Here is a 14,830-nt window from a genome sequence, read left to right as displayed (position 1 = left end):
GATACGTCACGGTCTTCAGGTCGATCCCGCTCGTTATGGTGTTGCTGTGGTTCTATCTCATTGTGCCGCAGTTCTTACAGGTGGTTCTCGGCCTATCCCCGAGAGCTGACATTCGCCTTGTCTCCGCAATAGTTGCTTTCACGCTTTTCGAGGCGGCATACTATTCCGAGATCATTCGCGCAGGCATCAATGCCATTCCGAAAGGTCAGATGAAGGCGTCAATGGCGCTCGGAATGACGCATTTTCAGGCAATGTGGCTGATCGTTTTGCCGCAGGCGTTTCGTGCCATGACGCCGCTTCTGCTGACCCAGGCGATCATCCTCTTTCAAGACACGTCCCTGGTCTATGTGATCAGCCTTGCAGATTTTTTCCGTACCGCGACCAACATCGGGGAGCGTGATGGCGCTGCGATGGAAATGATCCTCTTCGCCGGTGCATGCTATTTCGCGATCTGCTCTCTAGCATCCGCATGCGTCAAAATTCTTCAGACAAAGGTCCAGCGATGATTTCGATCAACTCAGTTTCCAAGTGGTATGGAAGTTTTCAGGTGCTTGCAGATTGCACAACGCAGGTAGCAAAAGGTGAGGTTGTCGTCGTTTGCGGCCCATCGGGTTCCGGAAAATCGACGCTGATCTACACTGTCAACGGCCTGGAGCCAATCCAGTCGGGTGAGATCATTGTAAATGGTCAGAGCTTGCGAGACCCGAAAACCAATCTCTCGACGCTGCGGGCGAGTGTGGGCATGGTGTTTCAACATTTTGAACTATTCCCGCACCTTTCGATCATAGAAAACCTGACCCTTTCACAACGCAAGGTCTTGGGTCGGAGTAAGGAAGAAGCAACCGCAAAGGGTTTGGCCTTGCTGGATCGCGTCGGGCTCAGGACACACTCAGAAAAATATCCTGCGCAGCTTTCTGGCGGTCAGCAGCAGCGTGTGGCCATCGCGCGCGCGCTTTCGATGGACCCGACAGCAATCCTGTTCGACGAGCCGACCTCAGCACTCGATCCTGAAATGATCAACGAGGTTCTGGATGTCATGGTGGAACTGGCGAAGGAAGGAATGACAATGATGTGCGTGACACACGAAATGGGATTTGCCAGAAACGTTGCCGATCGGGTGCTGTTCGTGGACGGGGGCCGCATCGTGGAAGATACATCGAAAGATAAGTTTTTCGATCGGCCGGCTAGCGAACGAGCTCAAGATTTCCTACGCCGTATACTTCACTGAAGCTGCGGTCGGACGTGGTGTCCCTCGATATTGCCACGCCACCAGAGCTCGATGCAGCGCACGGTTTTCATGAGCTCAAAATGCGCTGTTTGCCACCCTTGTAGTAAGGTCAGCATCCAAAAGCCTGGTGGCGAGTTGGCGGTTATGTCGATCCGGGTTTGCTTGCACAATAGCATGACCAACACCGCGGCGGGTGATCGTTTTCTAACGATGACTGTTGCAGGGATGGCTCTTCAGCTTACGTCGGTTCGTTGACTGATTTGACAACTTTGTAAGCTCTATACCAATTTAGCATTCGCTTATGGCCATTATGGACTTCAAGTTATTAGTTTGTGCTTGCCCACTTTCTCCGGACGGTGCTTCAGTTGACTGTGCCGGAGATGCGATCAACCAGTCACGCTGCGGAGAGGCTCGATGAACAGGTACTGGCTCGACGGGGTAGATCTGCCCAATTTGAAACAGCCGCCAGTCAGCGCGTTGGTTGACTTCGAAACTCCGCGCGATTGCGTATTTTCGTTGAACCACATGGGCGTGCCCGCAATCGACCGCCACAACTGGAAGGTCACGATCAAGGGTTTGGTCGACCGGCGGATAACTTTCGGACTCCATGACTTGCGGGGAATGCGTCAGTACGACGTCTGCGCGTTCCACGAATGCGCTGGGCATCCATTTCATCCAAGCGTCCCTGTGCGGCGTGTGGCAAACGTCGTATGGCGCGGCGTCGCCTTGCGCGAGGTCCTCGCACTCGCCGGCGTCAAACCGCAAGCTGCATTTATGTGGTCCGCAGGCGCTGACGGAGGCAACTATCATGGAACCGAAATTCCGGCTTTTGTGAAGGATCTGCCACTCGAGGAACTCTCGCGAGACGACATCCTCCTCGCTCTGCAGCTGAATGGCGAAGAACTGGACGATACGCGCGGCGGACCAGTCCGTCTTGTCGTGCCGGGCTACTATGGCACGAACTCGACCAAGTGGCTCGTAAGCCTGGATCTGCAGGCGGCGCGCTCACCGGGCTATTTTACAACCGTGATGTATAACGACCGGAAGACATTAGCCGGGCGGGAGGTCGTGACCCCGGTTTGGCGGGTGGCGCCGCACTCTCTTATCGTTTCCCCCGCTCATGAAGCCGTCATCGCTGTCGGAGCTCAGACGCTTATCTTCGGATGGGCATGGGGCGCTGATCCAATCGAGGTTGTGGAGGTCAGCGTGGACGGGGGCGCGTGCTGGAGGACGGCGCAAGTCGAGCCTCGTCGACAACATTCATGGCAGAGATTTTCCTGCGCATGGAGCCCCGCTTCGAGTGGGACGCACCGTCTTCAATGCAGAGCGATCGATATTGCCGGTCGAGGCCAACCGCTCGCGGAAGCAAGAAATTGCATCTTTTCGATCGAGGTCCTGGCGGATCAATCTACATAGCAAAAATCAGAAAATAAGGTGAAATATGTCTCAAACGAGCGAGCTTCCGACTCCGAAGCGCATCGGCAGCGATGGAATGCATTACTTTTTCGGCTATTATAACAAGTCAAACTGGGACCGGACCGGCCGGTATATTCTTGCTCATCAAGTCCCCTGGGCCGACCACAAAATTGAGCCACATCTCGTGGCACGAGTTGGATATTTTGACTCGGAGAGTAACGACTTCAACGTTCTCGGTGAAACATCTGCATGGAACTGGCAGATGGGCGCCCAACTTCAGTGGCTTGATCATCAACCGGGCCGGAAGATCATCTACAATGCGAGAGCCCACCGCTCCGACCATCGATATCCCGGGTTCGGAAGTATCATCCGTGATATCGAAAGCGAGGACGAACACCGCCTCCCCCTTCCGATCTATGTCGTGGCTCCCAATAGCCAGTGGGCCTTGTCCGTCAACTATCGGCGTTTGTGGATCACTCACCAGACAATTGGGTATCCTGAAGTTTGTGGCGCCGAAGATCTTCGACTTCATCCGGCAGATGACGGCATCTATCGTATGGAGATCGAAAGTGGGTCTTATGAATTGGTCGTCAGTTACCAAGCTCTGCGAGACTTCCATCCGCGAAATTCGATGGACAAAGCGATCCATTGGGTCAGTCATATCGAGGTCAACCCCAGCTCGAGCCGCATCCTTTTCCTGCACCGCTGGACCGAGCGGGTGGCCGACGAGACGTGCTTCTTACACCGTCTTATTACGGCCAATCCGGATGGATCCGATCTACGGCTTCTCGAATGCTCTGATCATCCTCTGCCGCAGCTGGCTAGTGATTTCGATCCAGCGTCAGTGGGAACTTTTGCTTACGAGAAGTCAGAATATCAGATTTCGCATCCGCTCTGGAAAGACGACCAACACATTATCGTTTGGGGGCCTCACGCGGAAGAGATCCACTATCACCTCTACCAGGATCGTCCAGAGGGAGTGGTGGAGGTAATAGGCAGAGACATTCTGACTGAGAATGGCCACATGAGTTTTTCACCGCAGAACCCGCGGTGGATGATTAGCGACACATATCCCGACCCCGAGTCATCAATACGAGATCTATTTCTGTTCGACACGAGGGGTGAGGTCCGGATCCCGCTCGGCGGTTTCTACACATCACCGGATCTCGGAAAGGAAAACAGATGCGACCTCCACCCGCGGTGGAAGCGAGATGGGTCCCAAGTTTGCATCGATTCCATCCACGACGGCGAACGCCGGCTCTATACGATTGACGTAAGTAAAATCACCCAGGGCAACGGGCCGTAGCTGGCCGGTTTCGGCGTTACTTGAACTCTGAAGCCCGCTGGATGCATGACGCGGACTTACCTTAGCTTTGCAGCATGCGAGCCGCTCTCTCGCGGCGAGCCACGGTTTCGAAGCAGCCGGCTTGCACAGTTCAGATCGTTTGAGCGAGGGCTAGCCCCTCGCAGCCGGATTGCTTCAGCAAGGTCGGAAGCTTACTTCGCCACATGGGGGCCGGGGGCGGAATTGCCTCTCACCCATATACCAAAATTGCATTGAATGACGCCAACATTGCATTTTCGGAAATAGTCTATGCGCCCTAAAATGTGCGCATGACCAGTTTTCCTTATCCTCACAAACTTTCCGCGGCGGCAATGGCACGCGCTGTTGGCCGCGGTGAGCTCACCTCAGAGGAGATCGTTCGAGCTAGCCTTGATCATGCAGTAATGTCTGAGCCTGTCTTGCGGGCATGGCATGCCTTAGACAAGGACGCGGCTTTGGCACAGGCGGCGCGAAAAGATCGAGAGCATCACAAAGGTCTCCTTCACGGCGTCCCGATTGCCGTCAAAGATTTAAGCGACACGGCGGACTATGTCACCTCTTACGGGTCGCCCGCCTACCGGGACAACAGACCTGCAGTCGATGCGGCCTGTGTTGCTGCACTCCGCGCGGCCGGTGCGGTGATTATTGGCAAGACAGCCACCGTCGAATTTGGTGCAAGCCGGCCATGCGAGACTACAAACCCGCATAACCCAGACCATACGCCAGGAGGCTCTTCTGCTGGATCCGCAGCGGTTGTCGCAGATTGTCAGGTACCACTATCAACCGGCACCCAAACCGGTGGTTCGATTATCCGGCCGGCCTCTTTTTGCGGTGTCGTTGGTTTTAAACCGACGTACGGCTCGCTTTCTCCAGTGGGAACCAAGTCTTACGCATGGTCTCTCGACACGGTAGGCGGGTTCGCGAACAGCGTCGCGGACGTATCTTTGCTGTTTGACGCACTTCGCAGAGTAGATAAAGCCACCGATGTTCAGGCTGGTGGCCAGGCACCCAGAGTGGGAATATTTCTGGGGCCTTTCAGGGACGTTGCATCGTCCCAGGCTATTGCGCGACTGATCGAAGTTGCTTCGATCTGCGAAGGGAATGGCGCGACGCTTCGCGATATACCCGCGCCCGGTGCCTTCACGTATTCCCTCGATTGGCAGCGCACGATCTCGCGCTACGAGATGGCGCGATCGCTTTTGCCTGAGACGCTGACGTTTAACGAAATCACACTTGGAAGCGATCTCTATGGAGAGATTCAGGCGGGCCGACTTGTTTCTGAAGGCGATTATCTACGGGCCAAGCAGGGTGGATTTCACCTGAACGAAGAACTCGCCGAGCTCTTCTCAGACATCGATGTCTTGCTGACGCTCTCAGTGCCGGGCGAAGCGCCACGGGGACTGCATTCCACCGGCGCCGCTACTTTCTGCCTGAGCTGGTCGCTCGTCGGAATGCCGACGGTCAACCTGCCAGCCGGTCTGGGTGCTGAGCGGCTGCCTCTCGGAATACAACTGGTGGGGAAGCGCCACCACGACGAAACGCTCCTGCGGTTTGCCGCATGGGTCGAACATGTGATCAACAAAGTGAGGAACAATTAGTATGACTTTGTCTCAGGGCAGCTCGCTCACTCATATTCGTGGGGAGGGCCTAAGCGTCCCGATCTGGCAATCCGAAGCCGTGAGAGCGGGGGATTTCATCTTTACTTCAGGAACACTTGCCACCGACTGGGTAAATGGCATTGCGCCCGAGGCTTCGATCAATGAGCATCTGCCGTTCCTGGATACGGCCTCGGAACGTCAGACGGAATATATCCTACACTCGCTGGCTCGCGTGCTTCAGCGTGCGGGTAGTTCATTGGAGAATGTCGTTAAGGCGCATGTGTTCCTTCTCGACAGCGCGGATTTCCCCGGATTTGATCGCGTTTGGAAGCGACATTTTCCCAACCCGCCCACCCGTACGACAGTAGGCGCAGCAGGTCTTCTGGTTCCAGGGGCACGGCTCGAGATCGCGCTGATCGCGCTTGCAACCGATGGAAAAGTACGGAAGAACCCTGCGACATCAGATGCGCCGCGACCGCTGACGAAGAAAGTCGAAGCGATGTCCGCCGGCGACCTTGTTTTCACTTCGGGCCAATTGGCCCATAATGCTGTCGATGGTGTTCCACCTGAGGCGGGCGGTAAAGGCTCATCAGCCGATATGGCCAAGCAATCCGCTTACACGTTGAACAATATGTTCAAGTCGTTGGCGGCGGCGGGGGCATCGCACAACAAGGTAATTAAAACCCAAGCGTTGCTCCTAAATACGTCACATGAGAAGGGCTTCTTGGACGCGTGGACTTCAGCCTTCCCAAAACCAGCTGCTCTCGCAGTTACCGGTATCGGCTCATTGCTCGTAGGCGATACTATAATCGAAATAGATCTCACCGCTTACAAGGGCAATGATCTGCGCATCTCCCCGCTATCGACTTTCCGCGGCCCTGAAGCTGTCGGAGCTGGCGATCTTGTGTTCTCGGCGGGCATATTCCCAGGGTTCGATACCGGGAGACTGCCTAAGGAATGCACTGTTCACCCGGCTTACCCACACTACTCCTCAGCAATAAGCTTGCAGACAACCTGGGTGCTCGACAGGCTTGAAGCAGCTTTGAAAAGCGTGGGTAGCGACTTGGCACACGTGGCAAAGGCACAGGTGTTTTTGACTGACCTGTTCGACTTCGCTGAATTCGACCAGCTTTGGCGAGATAGATTCGCCAACGCGCCCGCGCGGTCGGTCGTTAAGGCATCTCCGCTTCCAGTCGCCGGTGCCAAAATTGCAGTCGAAGTGATCGCAGCCGCTGCTTAGGAGCCGGCGCCTTGATACACGATTGCTCAACAGAAGTCAGCGGGCGTCGCGCCCGCTGACAACGGGGGCCATCCGAGCTCCATGGCAACGCGCGACCGTTGCCACCTGATACTTGCCGCGTAGCCGACCTGATCCGCTGCAGTTTCACGAGGACCAGGACGTCTTTCTCATAAGACGCTGTTCGTCCCGCTGAAACAGTTCCTTCAGAAACCGCTTCACAGCGCGGACTCTTGGAAGATAAGCCAGGTCGTGATGTGCTGAAAGCCAAATTTCACGGACGCCTGTCAGCTCTTGGAGCACGGGAACGAGACCGAGGTTTAGGCTACGCGCGAATTCTGGGAGGGCTACAATTCCTGCCCCCGCAGACGCCGCGAACATCTGCGACATCATGCTATTTGAGCTGAACGCAATCTTGGGAGCGGCTACAAGTTCCTCGAGCCAAAGAACGCTTTCGAGTTGAACGAGTTCTTCGATATAGCCGACGAAGCGGTGCTCGCGGAGATCTGCCGCGTGAGAGGGAACGCCACTAGCCTCTAGATAAGCCTGCGAAGCGAATAGCCCTGTGTTGAAACGTCCTATCAGCTGACTGTCGAGAGCAGTGCCATGGGGCTTGAAGAAGCTTAGGAACAGATCCGCCTCGCGGCGAGCGACCCGCACCGTTTGTGGTGACGTTACAAGTTCGAGGGCGAGATCAGGATACCGACTTGTGAGTTCGACAAGGCGCTCGGATAGATAAAGTGTCGCGATGCCCTCCATGGTAGCCAATCTGACCGTACCGCGTATCTCGTCACGATTGCTCACGTCAGTTCGAAGAGCATTCACTCCGTTCTCGATTTCCTCCGCTCGTCGCATGGTGACAAGCCCAGCCGACGTCAGCAGAAGTCCATCCCGGGTTCGTTCAACAAGCGCGCTGCCCACGGTATATTCCAGACGAGCAAGCCGGCGCGAAACAGTGGAGTGGCTGACTTTCATTTCACGGGCGGCGCCGGTCACGCTTTTACACCGGGCGACGATGAGAAAGAGCTTGAGATCGTCCCAATCAAGATGATCGATTGCAGTCGCCATAATCCCCTCGTCTATTTTTGCACAGCCTAGTGCATCCTATTCGGGTTGGCGCGCAAATTTGTTCTGCTAACTTCGGACGGCTGTAAAGCTGAACGTGCAGCTTACAATGAAGCGAAGTAGCCTGCGGACATGTTTCCTCCAAAGGCAGGTTCGCTCCGCTTGAACCTGCCTTTGGAGGAAACATGTCAAGACGAACCGTGAATGCTTCCAACGCTGCGGCCGTAGGACCGTATTCGCACGCGACATGGGCCGGCGACTTGCTTTTCTGCTCCGGGCAAACGCAGCTTGACCCCAGCACTGGCAAACTTGTCGACGGAAATGTCGCTGATCAGACCCGCCAATGTTTCGACAACCTCTTTCAGGTCCTGGAGGCAGCAGGCCTCGGGCCGGACGATGTCGTATCCGTCAACGTCTATCTCACCGACATGAGCGACTTCGCTCAGATGAACGAGATTTACGCGACGCGATTTTCATCGCCCTACCCTGCCCGCACCACAGTCGGCTGCGCCAGCCTCCCGCTTGGTGCAAGCATCGAAATCGGTCTAACGGCAAAGCGGTCGTGACGCGGTCTTTGGCGACCTTTTCGAAATGGCTAATCACCAAAACTCACGAGTAGGGGAATGTCGATGGGAAACATGAACTTCAAGGCCGCCGCTGCTCATGTCGCCCCGGTTTATCTTGATCCAGTGGCGAGCGCGGAGAAAGCTTGTTCGGTAATCGCAGAGGCTGCCCAAAACGGCGCATCGCTCGTAGTCTTTTCGGAGAGCTTTCTTCCCGGTTTCCCCGTCTGGGCAGCACTTTACCCACCCATTCAATCGCACGAACATTTCAAGCGCTTCTTGAATGCCTCCGTATACGTGGACGGACCTGAAATCGAGCGTGTGCGGAAAGCTGCGTCCGACAACGGTGTTTTCGTTTCAATCGGTTTCTCCGAGCGCAACCCGGCAAGTGTCGCAGGTCTGTGGAATAGCAATGTCCTGATTTCCGATGCGGGTGAGATCCTGGTCCACCATCGAAAGCTGGTCGCAACGTTCTTCGAGAAACTGGTTTGGGATCCCGGCGACGGCGCAGGTCTGGTCGTCGCAAATACAAGAATTGGCCGTATTGGCGGTCTCATTTGCGGGGAAAACACAAATCCACTGGCTCGCTACAGTCTGATGACGCAGGCCGAGCAGGTTCATATAAGCACTTATCCGCCGATCTGGCCCACTCGCGTTCCGACGGAGAGCGACAACTACGACAACCGGGCGGCCAACCGCATTCGGGCCGCAGCCCATTGTTTCGAAGCCAAGTGCTTCGGCATCGTTGTCGCCGGTCGGTTTGATGAAAGCGCACGCAGCTCTATTGCTTTGGATGACCCCAAAATCGCAGCGATCATAGAAGCCAGTCCGCGGGCCAGCAGCTTTTTCCTTGGACCGACTGGAGCGCCAATGGGGGATGAAATGATCGATGAAGGCATCGGCTATGCCCATATCGATCTGGACGAGTGTGTTGAACCGAAACGATTTCATGACGTCGTTGCTGGTTACAACCAATTCGATATATTCGACATCACTGTCAACCGGACACGCCGCAAACCGATCCGGTTCAAAGAAGGCCCGGAGGAATTTGGAATCCGCTTCGATGCACCGGCCCTAAAGGAGTAAAGGCGATGACGCGGACGGGTATGCACATGATAAAGAAGGGCTTCTCTTTCCAAGGTCCGGCTGAAGGGGTTCATGCTCTCAACTCCTGGATCACCCCGGAGGATGATCTTTTTCTGGTCACGCATATGGGGTTCCTGAACATCGACCCCGACCATTGGCATCTCGATGTCGATGGCCTCGTGGGGAACCCAACGAGGTTGCGTCTCGCGGATCTTCAAGCCATGCCCCAGCGCGAGTACATGTCATTTCACGAATGCGCTGGAAGCCCTCTTGCCCCGACAGTCGCCAAGCGCAGGATCGGAAATGTGGTTTGGAAAGGTGTGCCGCTGTCGCATGTTCTGGAGCAAGCAGAGATCAGCACCGACGCGTCATATATATGGACTTCCGGCCTCGAGTGGGGCGAATACGCGGGGATTGAAGACGCCTATCAAAAAGACCTGCCTATCGAGAAAGCACTCGCAGAAGAGGTTCTTCTTGCACTTGAGATCAACGGCCGGCCGCTCAGTCCGGAGCGCGGAGGTCCGGTTCGACTAGTTGTCCCGGGTTGGTATGGCACGAACTCTGTAAAGTGGGTTGGTTCGATCACGGCTGCAAACCAGCGGGCGAGCGGCGCCTATACGACGCGCTTCTATAACGATCCCACGCCATCAGGGGCGAAGCCAGTTTGGAGCGTCGCCCCTGAGTCCGTTATCGTGTCGCCATCCCCTAATGATCTACTGTTGGCTGGCGTGCCAACGAAGATATGGGGTTGGACTTGGGGAGATCGTGAGATATCAACCGTAGAGGTCAGCGTGGATGGAGGAGGCTCGTGGCAGAGGGCCAGTGTAAGCCCGCGCGAGGATAGAAGTTGGCAGCGCTTCGAGTTGCCCTGGGTCCCTGCATCCGGCCAGCATGTCCTGCTATGTCGCTGCACCAACAAGGTTGGCGAAGGACAGCCGCCATCGGCCGCAAGAAACGCCGTGCACTCCGTCCAAGTTCAAGTTGCAGCGTAGCCACTCTCTACCGCAAACGAGGGTTGAGACGGCGTAATCAGCGCGTAGAAATCCAACCTCCTCAACACTTCGCAGTCGTTCTCAATCGGTACAAGCATGCCTAAGAGCGTTCGGCATGATTTCGGGAAATACGTACGCTTTCAGACCAGCCCAGGTACAAAGAACACCAGCCAGGCAATGATCGGCCCGATGATGGCAATATCGCGCTGCAGGACCTGCCCCTGTCTGCAAATCCGGCGCACTGGCGACGACAAGCGCTCCATTGCTGGAGAACGGGCTGATTCAGCGAACGTGGTCGAGATCGTGATTGCCGCTACTACACCCGTCGCGCTGACATGGACCATGGGCGACACAACACTGGTCAAGCAATAGCTTACCTAAATCGCTGTTAGCCGATTAACGTGGTAGCGGGGGATAAGACCTTCAATTCGATATCGGAGGCGAGCGCCGGTCCAGACGCTCCGAATCATGTCAAATGGAGGAGACGCATATTGTGATTTCGAAGAAACGGGGAACCCTTCTTGCGATTTCCGCAGCGCTCGGTGCTTGCTTTGCGACCACCGCTGCTGCCGGGGAAAAGTACACAATCGGCTATTCGCAGTTCTGGGGCACTATCCCTTTCTCCCAAACTCAGGTTGCAGGCGCTCGGAAAGCGGCCGCTGAGTGGAAAGAAAAGGGTGCCGATATCGAGCTTATCGTCACGAATGGCGGTAACACGGACACGACCAAGCAGGTCGGCGATGTTGAAGACCTGTACACACAGGGTGTGAATGGTCTTCTTATATTTCCCGGTGACAGCGTCGTCCTCGCTGAGCCTGTCAAAAACGTTTTCAACGCCAACAACATACCCGTGGTCGTGACGGACATCGGACTGCAGTCGGGTTCGTGGGATTCGTTCATCATCACCGACAATGTGGCAGGCGGAAAGATAGCTGCCGAGCTTATGGCCAAGAACGTGAAACCCGGGAGCAAGGTTATCGTCTTTGACTTTGGCCCCGCCAACGACAACGTCCAGGCCCGCGTTCGCGGCTTTGAAACAGAAGCGAAAGCAAGGGGGCTGAGTGTCCTGCCGCGCAAGGTAATTAAGCTGAGCCTCGAGGAAGGTCGGCGGGCCATGGAAGACACGTTGGTGGAAACACCGGATATCGCAGGTGTTTTTTTCGAGAACGAAGTTGTCGCGCAGGGCGCTGCAGCTACCCTTGAGGCGGCCCAGCGGAACGACGTGAGGATCGTGACCTTCGACCTCAGCTCGCAGGCATATGATCTCGTCAAGGAGGGTAAGATACTCGGCGTCGTGGTCCAAGACCCCTACAAAATGGGTTATGTCGGCATGAATGCGATGATGACGAAGCTAACCGGCGGAGTTCCAGAAAAGCGCATCGAACTCGAAACGAAACTGCTCACAAAGGAAAACGTCCTGGAATTTGCTCAAGACCCTCAGGTAACCGGCAAATAAGCATTACCACATTAACGGAAGGGAGGAGTGGGATACAGCCCTCCTTCCTTTGGATGGTGGCTATTCAAATCCAAGCGATTATTGCTGGAGCGATTGCTGCCATGGAGTTTGTCGCGAGCAGTTGTGTCTGGGGATTGGCAGCCTGTTGCGGCCGGCCCACCTGGGCGACGCGTCGGTCTATGTCGGCTCGGTTGGGACGGGGCTTCTAAGAGAATGATGCGACCAAACTACGCCGGATGCTGGACACGCTGAAGACCAGCGTGCTCCGGTTGCAGTCGATAAGAAGGGCGTCGTCTTCGTTCACCTGCCCGGCCCAAAAGGCGATGCAGGGATCGAACTTCGGTAGCAAGGCGATCCAGAAGTGCTGGAACTGAAGCATTTTAGTTGTTCGGCCTCCTCGACGCCATCGAAACGCCTAGCTGTTTGAACGGCTGCGCTTCCCCAACTGCCTGTTTCGGTTGCAAGGTGAGCACAACTCGGTTGCGTCGTTGACATTGAGGATGATGCCTGTCATCAGATGCGACGCGAGGAGCCGTGTCGACTTGCGCCGTGACATTAAGTCGACGGGCGGCCTGCGCGGCCACTCGCCTCGCGCGATCAAGGGTTCGCGAGCCCAGTGCCTTCAGCGATCTTCTGAAACATCGCTATCGCGTGCGGCATCGTCTTGGCCGTCGTCCAGCATGAAACGGTAACAGTTCCCTGCGGCCTGACCATCGTCGCCTGATACTGCCTTCGATCGGACATATGCCTATCGAAGAGAGCCGGAGTGGTGATGGTGGCGATCCCCCTCACACCATTATGGTCAAAAACTATGGTGCTTTCGACCTTCCCGAACAGCGAGGGGTCCCGCCCCGCCGCCGCCGTGATTTTCTTGACGATGACATCATCGGCATTCAGCTGACTTTGCGTCACGGCTCCTTCGGGGTACCGCGCGTCGAAGCCGACGGTGCAGACCGTTCCATTCGCATCGGTCGATGAGGGTTGATTGGTCCCGCTCCTGGCGTCGATGTAAATCTCCGTGTCATTCGGGCGCCGGGTCTGGGATATTTCAAAGGGTTGAGGCAGCTCCAGCCTGAACCCCAAGGCCTGATAGACCCTCTCCCCCTTGCTCGTGGTATCAGCTCGCGGTCGTCCTCCCAGGTCGATTTCGATCGACAGGATAACCTCCTCCTGTTTCCCCTTCATATCGCGGGAGAACGGTGGCAGGCGACCGGCGCGTTTTACCATCCGCAGCACGGCCTCATCGATCGACTTATCGCCGGATGACCGGATGACCGTCACTTTTGCGATCGTGCCGTTCCTGCGCACGATGAGCTTCAGTTCAGGATGCCGGGTGCCCATCAAACCGGAACCGACTGCGACCGCAAGATTCTCGACAAGCCGCTTTTTGACTTCAGCACCCCACTCCGTTTTCGTGGCGGGCAGCTTCTCTTCAGCGCGGAGTATGGATGCCATGCCAAAAACACTCAGAAACAAGTAGCCGAAAAGGATCCATCTCATCGTGTTCGCCTTGCCATTTTGAGGTGGTCGGCAGACCGCGGTGACGGTTTTGAAGTTTGGCCTATCGTACGACATACACAAGATCTTCTCCTGCTTAAAGGTCCCCTTAAAGCGGGCAGCAAGCCCGACCGCCAGGCACATGGCCTTACCAACCATCGCCGCGCTCGATGGCCTCGATGAATTCGTTGAAAGAACGGCCGAGAACACGCACTTCGTTCAGCCAGTCTCCCGCAAAGACGAAGGGAATGGAAATATAGTCGCCCTTGACGAAGCCATAGGCGGTCGGGCCGCCATTCGAACCGATCAGCAGTTGGTCGTCGCGGAATTCGAAGATCTCGTAGCCGTCAGCCCCGGCAAGTTCCGCCGCACTCCACAGGACCAGATAACCTTGGCCGACCTCGCCGTTGAAACCATTGGAGGCGGCAAGGAAGGCCTTGATCTCCGCCGGCAGGATAATCTTCAGTTTCGCCTCGCAGGCCGCGATTTCAGCCGGGCTTGCGCCCGGCAACTGGCAGCCATCTCCAAACTTCTCCAGCATCAGCAGGCCCATTCGAGCTTCATCTCCTTGAGGTCGATCTGGGCGACACCGTCGCCGAAATTGAAGCCGCCGAAGATCTCCGAAATCTCGATGTAGAAGGGCGAGAAATCGGGATAACCCTGCATCGGAAACATCGTGCCGCCGAGATGGGCGTGCCAGTCCTGAAAACGCTCCAGCCCCAATGCCTGGCCTTCTTCCGAATAGGCGGCGATATAGCCGCTGAGCTCGTTTTGGTGCCTGAATTCGCGCGCCGGCTTGCCGACATTCGGGTCGCCGTCGCGCAAGGTGATCTCGATCGGCCAACCGTAGTCGAGCGCTTCTGTTCCCGGCAGGTTCTTCCAGCCCCTCGAAGGCCGAGCTGCCGCCAGAAGTTCGTTGACGGCAAGTCCGCCGGGCGAAAAGACGTTTTTTTCCTGCTGCTCGGCCACCGTTTTCGGCAGGTTGAATTCGCCGAAATAATCGAGCGGCGATTTCGAGAGCCAGCCGGGAACCGGCGCGCCCTCGATGGCCGGCGGTGCGCCGAGCGGTGCTGCAAACTCCTCTTCCGTCAGCCAGAAGAGAACGTAGTCGTTGTCCATGAATTCCATGTCGAAGCGGCGCGGATCGGCCTGGCGCGCGCCTCCGGTGTCCACATTTCTGCTTGCCGGCGGCGTTTCCCATTGTTCGTCGACAAAGAGCGAGATCGCCACATACCCATCGCCGAGCGTGCGGTATTGCGGCGGCAGTTTCACCGTGAAGGCGTGGCGAAGCGGCATTCCGTTGGTGGTGCTGACCGGCCATCTGCTGGCATCGATGCCCGGCGGGCGGCCATAGCACCAACCGCTATT

General features: G+C 56.4%; 14 protein-coding genes and 1 pseudogene. 10 read left to right on the top strand and 5 right to left on the bottom strand.

Features of this window, described 5'->3' with window-relative positions; translation table 11 throughout:
* From FY112_RS08290 to FY112_RS08265, 6 genes are all read left to right on the top strand, one after another.
* Window positions 1–506: ABC transporter permease subunit (locus FY112_RS08290; protein ID WP_151518153.1), on the top strand; the 506-nt coding region annotated here is incomplete at its 5' end.
* Window positions 503–1,228, top strand: a complete 726-nt coding sequence (locus FY112_RS08285) for an amino acid ABC transporter ATP-binding protein (protein ID WP_017958464.1) — start codon at window positions 503–505, stop codon at window positions 1,226–1,228. The genes FY112_RS08290 and FY112_RS08285, both read left to right, overlap by 4 nt.
* 414 nt (window positions 1,229–1,642) lie before the next feature.
* A complete protein-coding gene (locus FY112_RS08280) occupies window positions 1,643–2,644 on the top strand; it encodes a molybdopterin-dependent oxidoreductase (RefSeq protein WP_017958465.1) in 1,002 nt (333 codons plus the stop codon).
* A 25-nt stretch (window positions 2,645–2,669) separates the two neighbouring features.
* Window positions 2,670–3,950 (top strand): hypothetical protein, encoded by a 1,281-nt coding sequence (locus FY112_RS08275; protein ID WP_017958466.1) that lies wholly within the window; start codon window positions 2,670–2,672, stop codon window positions 3,948–3,950.
* 308 nt (window positions 3,951–4,258) lie between these two features.
* The gene (locus tag FY112_RS08270; protein WP_151518152.1) at window positions 4,259–5,566 is read left to right on the top strand and encodes an amidase; all 1,308 of its coding nucleotides are present in this window, start codon (window positions 4,259–4,261) and stop codon (window positions 5,564–5,566) included.
* 1 nt (window position 5,567) lies between these two features.
* On the top strand, window positions 5,568–6,806 hold the full coding sequence (locus FY112_RS08265) for a RidA family protein (protein ID WP_017958468.1): 1,239 nt from the start codon (window positions 5,568–5,570) through the stop codon (window positions 6,804–6,806).
* Between the two features lie 144 nt (window positions 6,807–6,950).
* Here FY112_RS08265 and FY112_RS08260 read toward each other — a convergent pair whose 3' ends face one another.
* Window positions 6,951–7,871, bottom strand: coding sequence for a LysR family transcriptional regulator (locus tag FY112_RS08260; protein WP_017958469.1), 921 nt, complete (start codon window positions 7,869–7,871; stop codon window positions 6,951–6,953).
* A 182-nt stretch (window positions 7,872–8,053) separates the two neighbouring features.
* Between FY112_RS08260 and FY112_RS08255 the strand changes: the two genes are divergently transcribed.
* The 3 genes from FY112_RS08255 to FY112_RS08245 all read left to right on the top strand — a co-directional run bounded on the left by FY112_RS08255 (window position 8,054) and on the right by FY112_RS08245 (window position 10,509).
* A complete protein-coding gene (locus FY112_RS08255; RefSeq protein WP_017958470.1) occupies window positions 8,054–8,434 on the top strand; it encodes a Rid family detoxifying hydrolase in 381 nt (126 codons plus the stop codon).
* Between the two features lie 63 nt (window positions 8,435–8,497).
* A complete protein-coding gene (locus FY112_RS08250; RefSeq protein WP_151518151.1) occupies window positions 8,498–9,517 on the top strand; it encodes a carbon-nitrogen hydrolase family protein in 1,020 nt (339 codons plus the stop codon).
* A gap of 5 nt (window positions 9,518–9,522) precedes the next feature.
* Window positions 9,523–10,509 carry a molybdopterin-dependent oxidoreductase gene (locus FY112_RS08245; protein ID WP_017958472.1) on the top strand — a complete coding sequence of 329 codons (987 nt, stop codon included), beginning with the start codon at window positions 9,523–9,525 and terminating at the stop codon, window positions 10,507–10,509.
* Window positions 10,510–10,649: 140 nt separating this feature from the next.
* Here FY112_RS08245 and FY112_RS08240 read toward each other — a convergent pair.
* Window positions 10,650–10,847: pseudogene (locus FY112_RS08240) on the bottom strand (hypothetical protein); the annotation flags it as partial.
* A gap of 155 nt (window positions 10,848–11,002) precedes the next feature.
* Here FY112_RS08240 and FY112_RS08235 point away from each other — a divergent pair.
* Entirely contained in the window at window positions 11,003–11,965 is a 963-nt protein-coding gene (locus tag FY112_RS08235; RefSeq protein WP_246700633.1) for a substrate-binding domain-containing protein, read from the top strand.
* Window positions 11,966–12,562: 597 nt separating this feature from the next.
* On the opposite strand, the gene FY112_RS08225 is transcribed toward FY112_RS08235, so the two are convergent.
* From FY112_RS08225 to FY112_RS08215, 3 genes are all read right to left on the bottom strand, one after another.
* Window positions 12,563–13,621: a TonB family protein gene (locus tag FY112_RS08225; protein WP_246700632.1), complete on the bottom strand. Its 1,059-nt coding sequence runs from the start codon at window positions 13,619–13,621 to the stop codon at window positions 12,563–12,565.
* Window positions 13,611–14,015: an SMI1/KNR4 family protein gene (locus FY112_RS08220; protein ID WP_151518149.1), complete on the bottom strand. Its 405-nt coding sequence runs from the start codon at window positions 14,013–14,015 to the stop codon at window positions 13,611–13,613. The genes FY112_RS08225 and FY112_RS08220 overlap by 11 nt, the downstream gene beginning before the upstream one ends.
* Window positions 14,003–14,830 (bottom strand): hypothetical protein (locus tag FY112_RS08215; RefSeq protein WP_246700631.1); only part of this gene is annotated, 828 nt, incomplete at its 5' end. The genes FY112_RS08220 and FY112_RS08215, both read right to left, overlap by 13 nt.

This window comes from Rhizobium sp. PEPV16 (assembly GCF_008919455.1).
GTDB lineage: Bacteria > Pseudomonadota > Alphaproteobacteria > Rhizobiales > Rhizobiaceae > Rhizobium > Rhizobium leguminosarum_Q.
This window is presented reverse-complemented; position numbering and strand designations above follow the sequence as displayed.

Coding starts and splice junctions, on each gene's coding strand:
- FY112_RS08255 (WP_017958470.1), top strand. CDS start 8,054: ATGTCAAGACGAACCGTGAATGCTTCCAACGCTGCGGCCGTAGGACCG.
- FY112_RS08285 (WP_017958464.1), top strand. CDS start 503: ATGATTTCGATCAACTCAGTTTCCAAGTGGTATGGAAGTTTTCAGGTG.
- FY112_RS08280 (WP_017958465.1), top strand. CDS start 1,643: ATGAACAGGTACTGGCTCGACGGGGTAGATCTGCCCAATTTGAAACAG.
- FY112_RS08250 (WP_151518151.1), top strand. CDS start 8,498: ATGGGAAACATGAACTTCAAGGCCGCCGCTGCTCATGTCGCCCCGGTT.
- FY112_RS08275 (WP_017958466.1), top strand. CDS start 2,670: ATGTCTCAAACGAGCGAGCTTCCGACTCCGAAGCGCATCGGCAGCGAT.
- FY112_RS08265 (WP_017958468.1), top strand. CDS start 5,568: ATGACTTTGTCTCAGGGCAGCTCGCTCACTCATATTCGTGGGGAGGGC.
- FY112_RS08220 (WP_151518149.1), bottom strand. CDS start 14,015: ATGGGCCTGCTGATGCTGGAGAAGTTTGGAGATGGCTGCCAGTTGCCG.
- FY112_RS08245 (WP_017958472.1), top strand. CDS start 9,523: ATGACGCGGACGGGTATGCACATGATAAAGAAGGGCTTCTCTTTCCAA.
- FY112_RS08225 (WP_246700632.1), bottom strand. CDS start 13,621: ATGGTTGGTAAGGCCATGTGCCTGGCGGTCGGGCTTGCTGCCCGCTTT.
- FY112_RS08270 (WP_151518152.1), top strand. CDS start 4,259: ATGACCAGTTTTCCTTATCCTCACAAACTTTCCGCGGCGGCAATGGCA.
- FY112_RS08260 (WP_017958469.1), bottom strand. CDS start 7,871: ATGGCGACTGCAATCGATCATCTTGATTGGGACGATCTCAAGCTCTTT.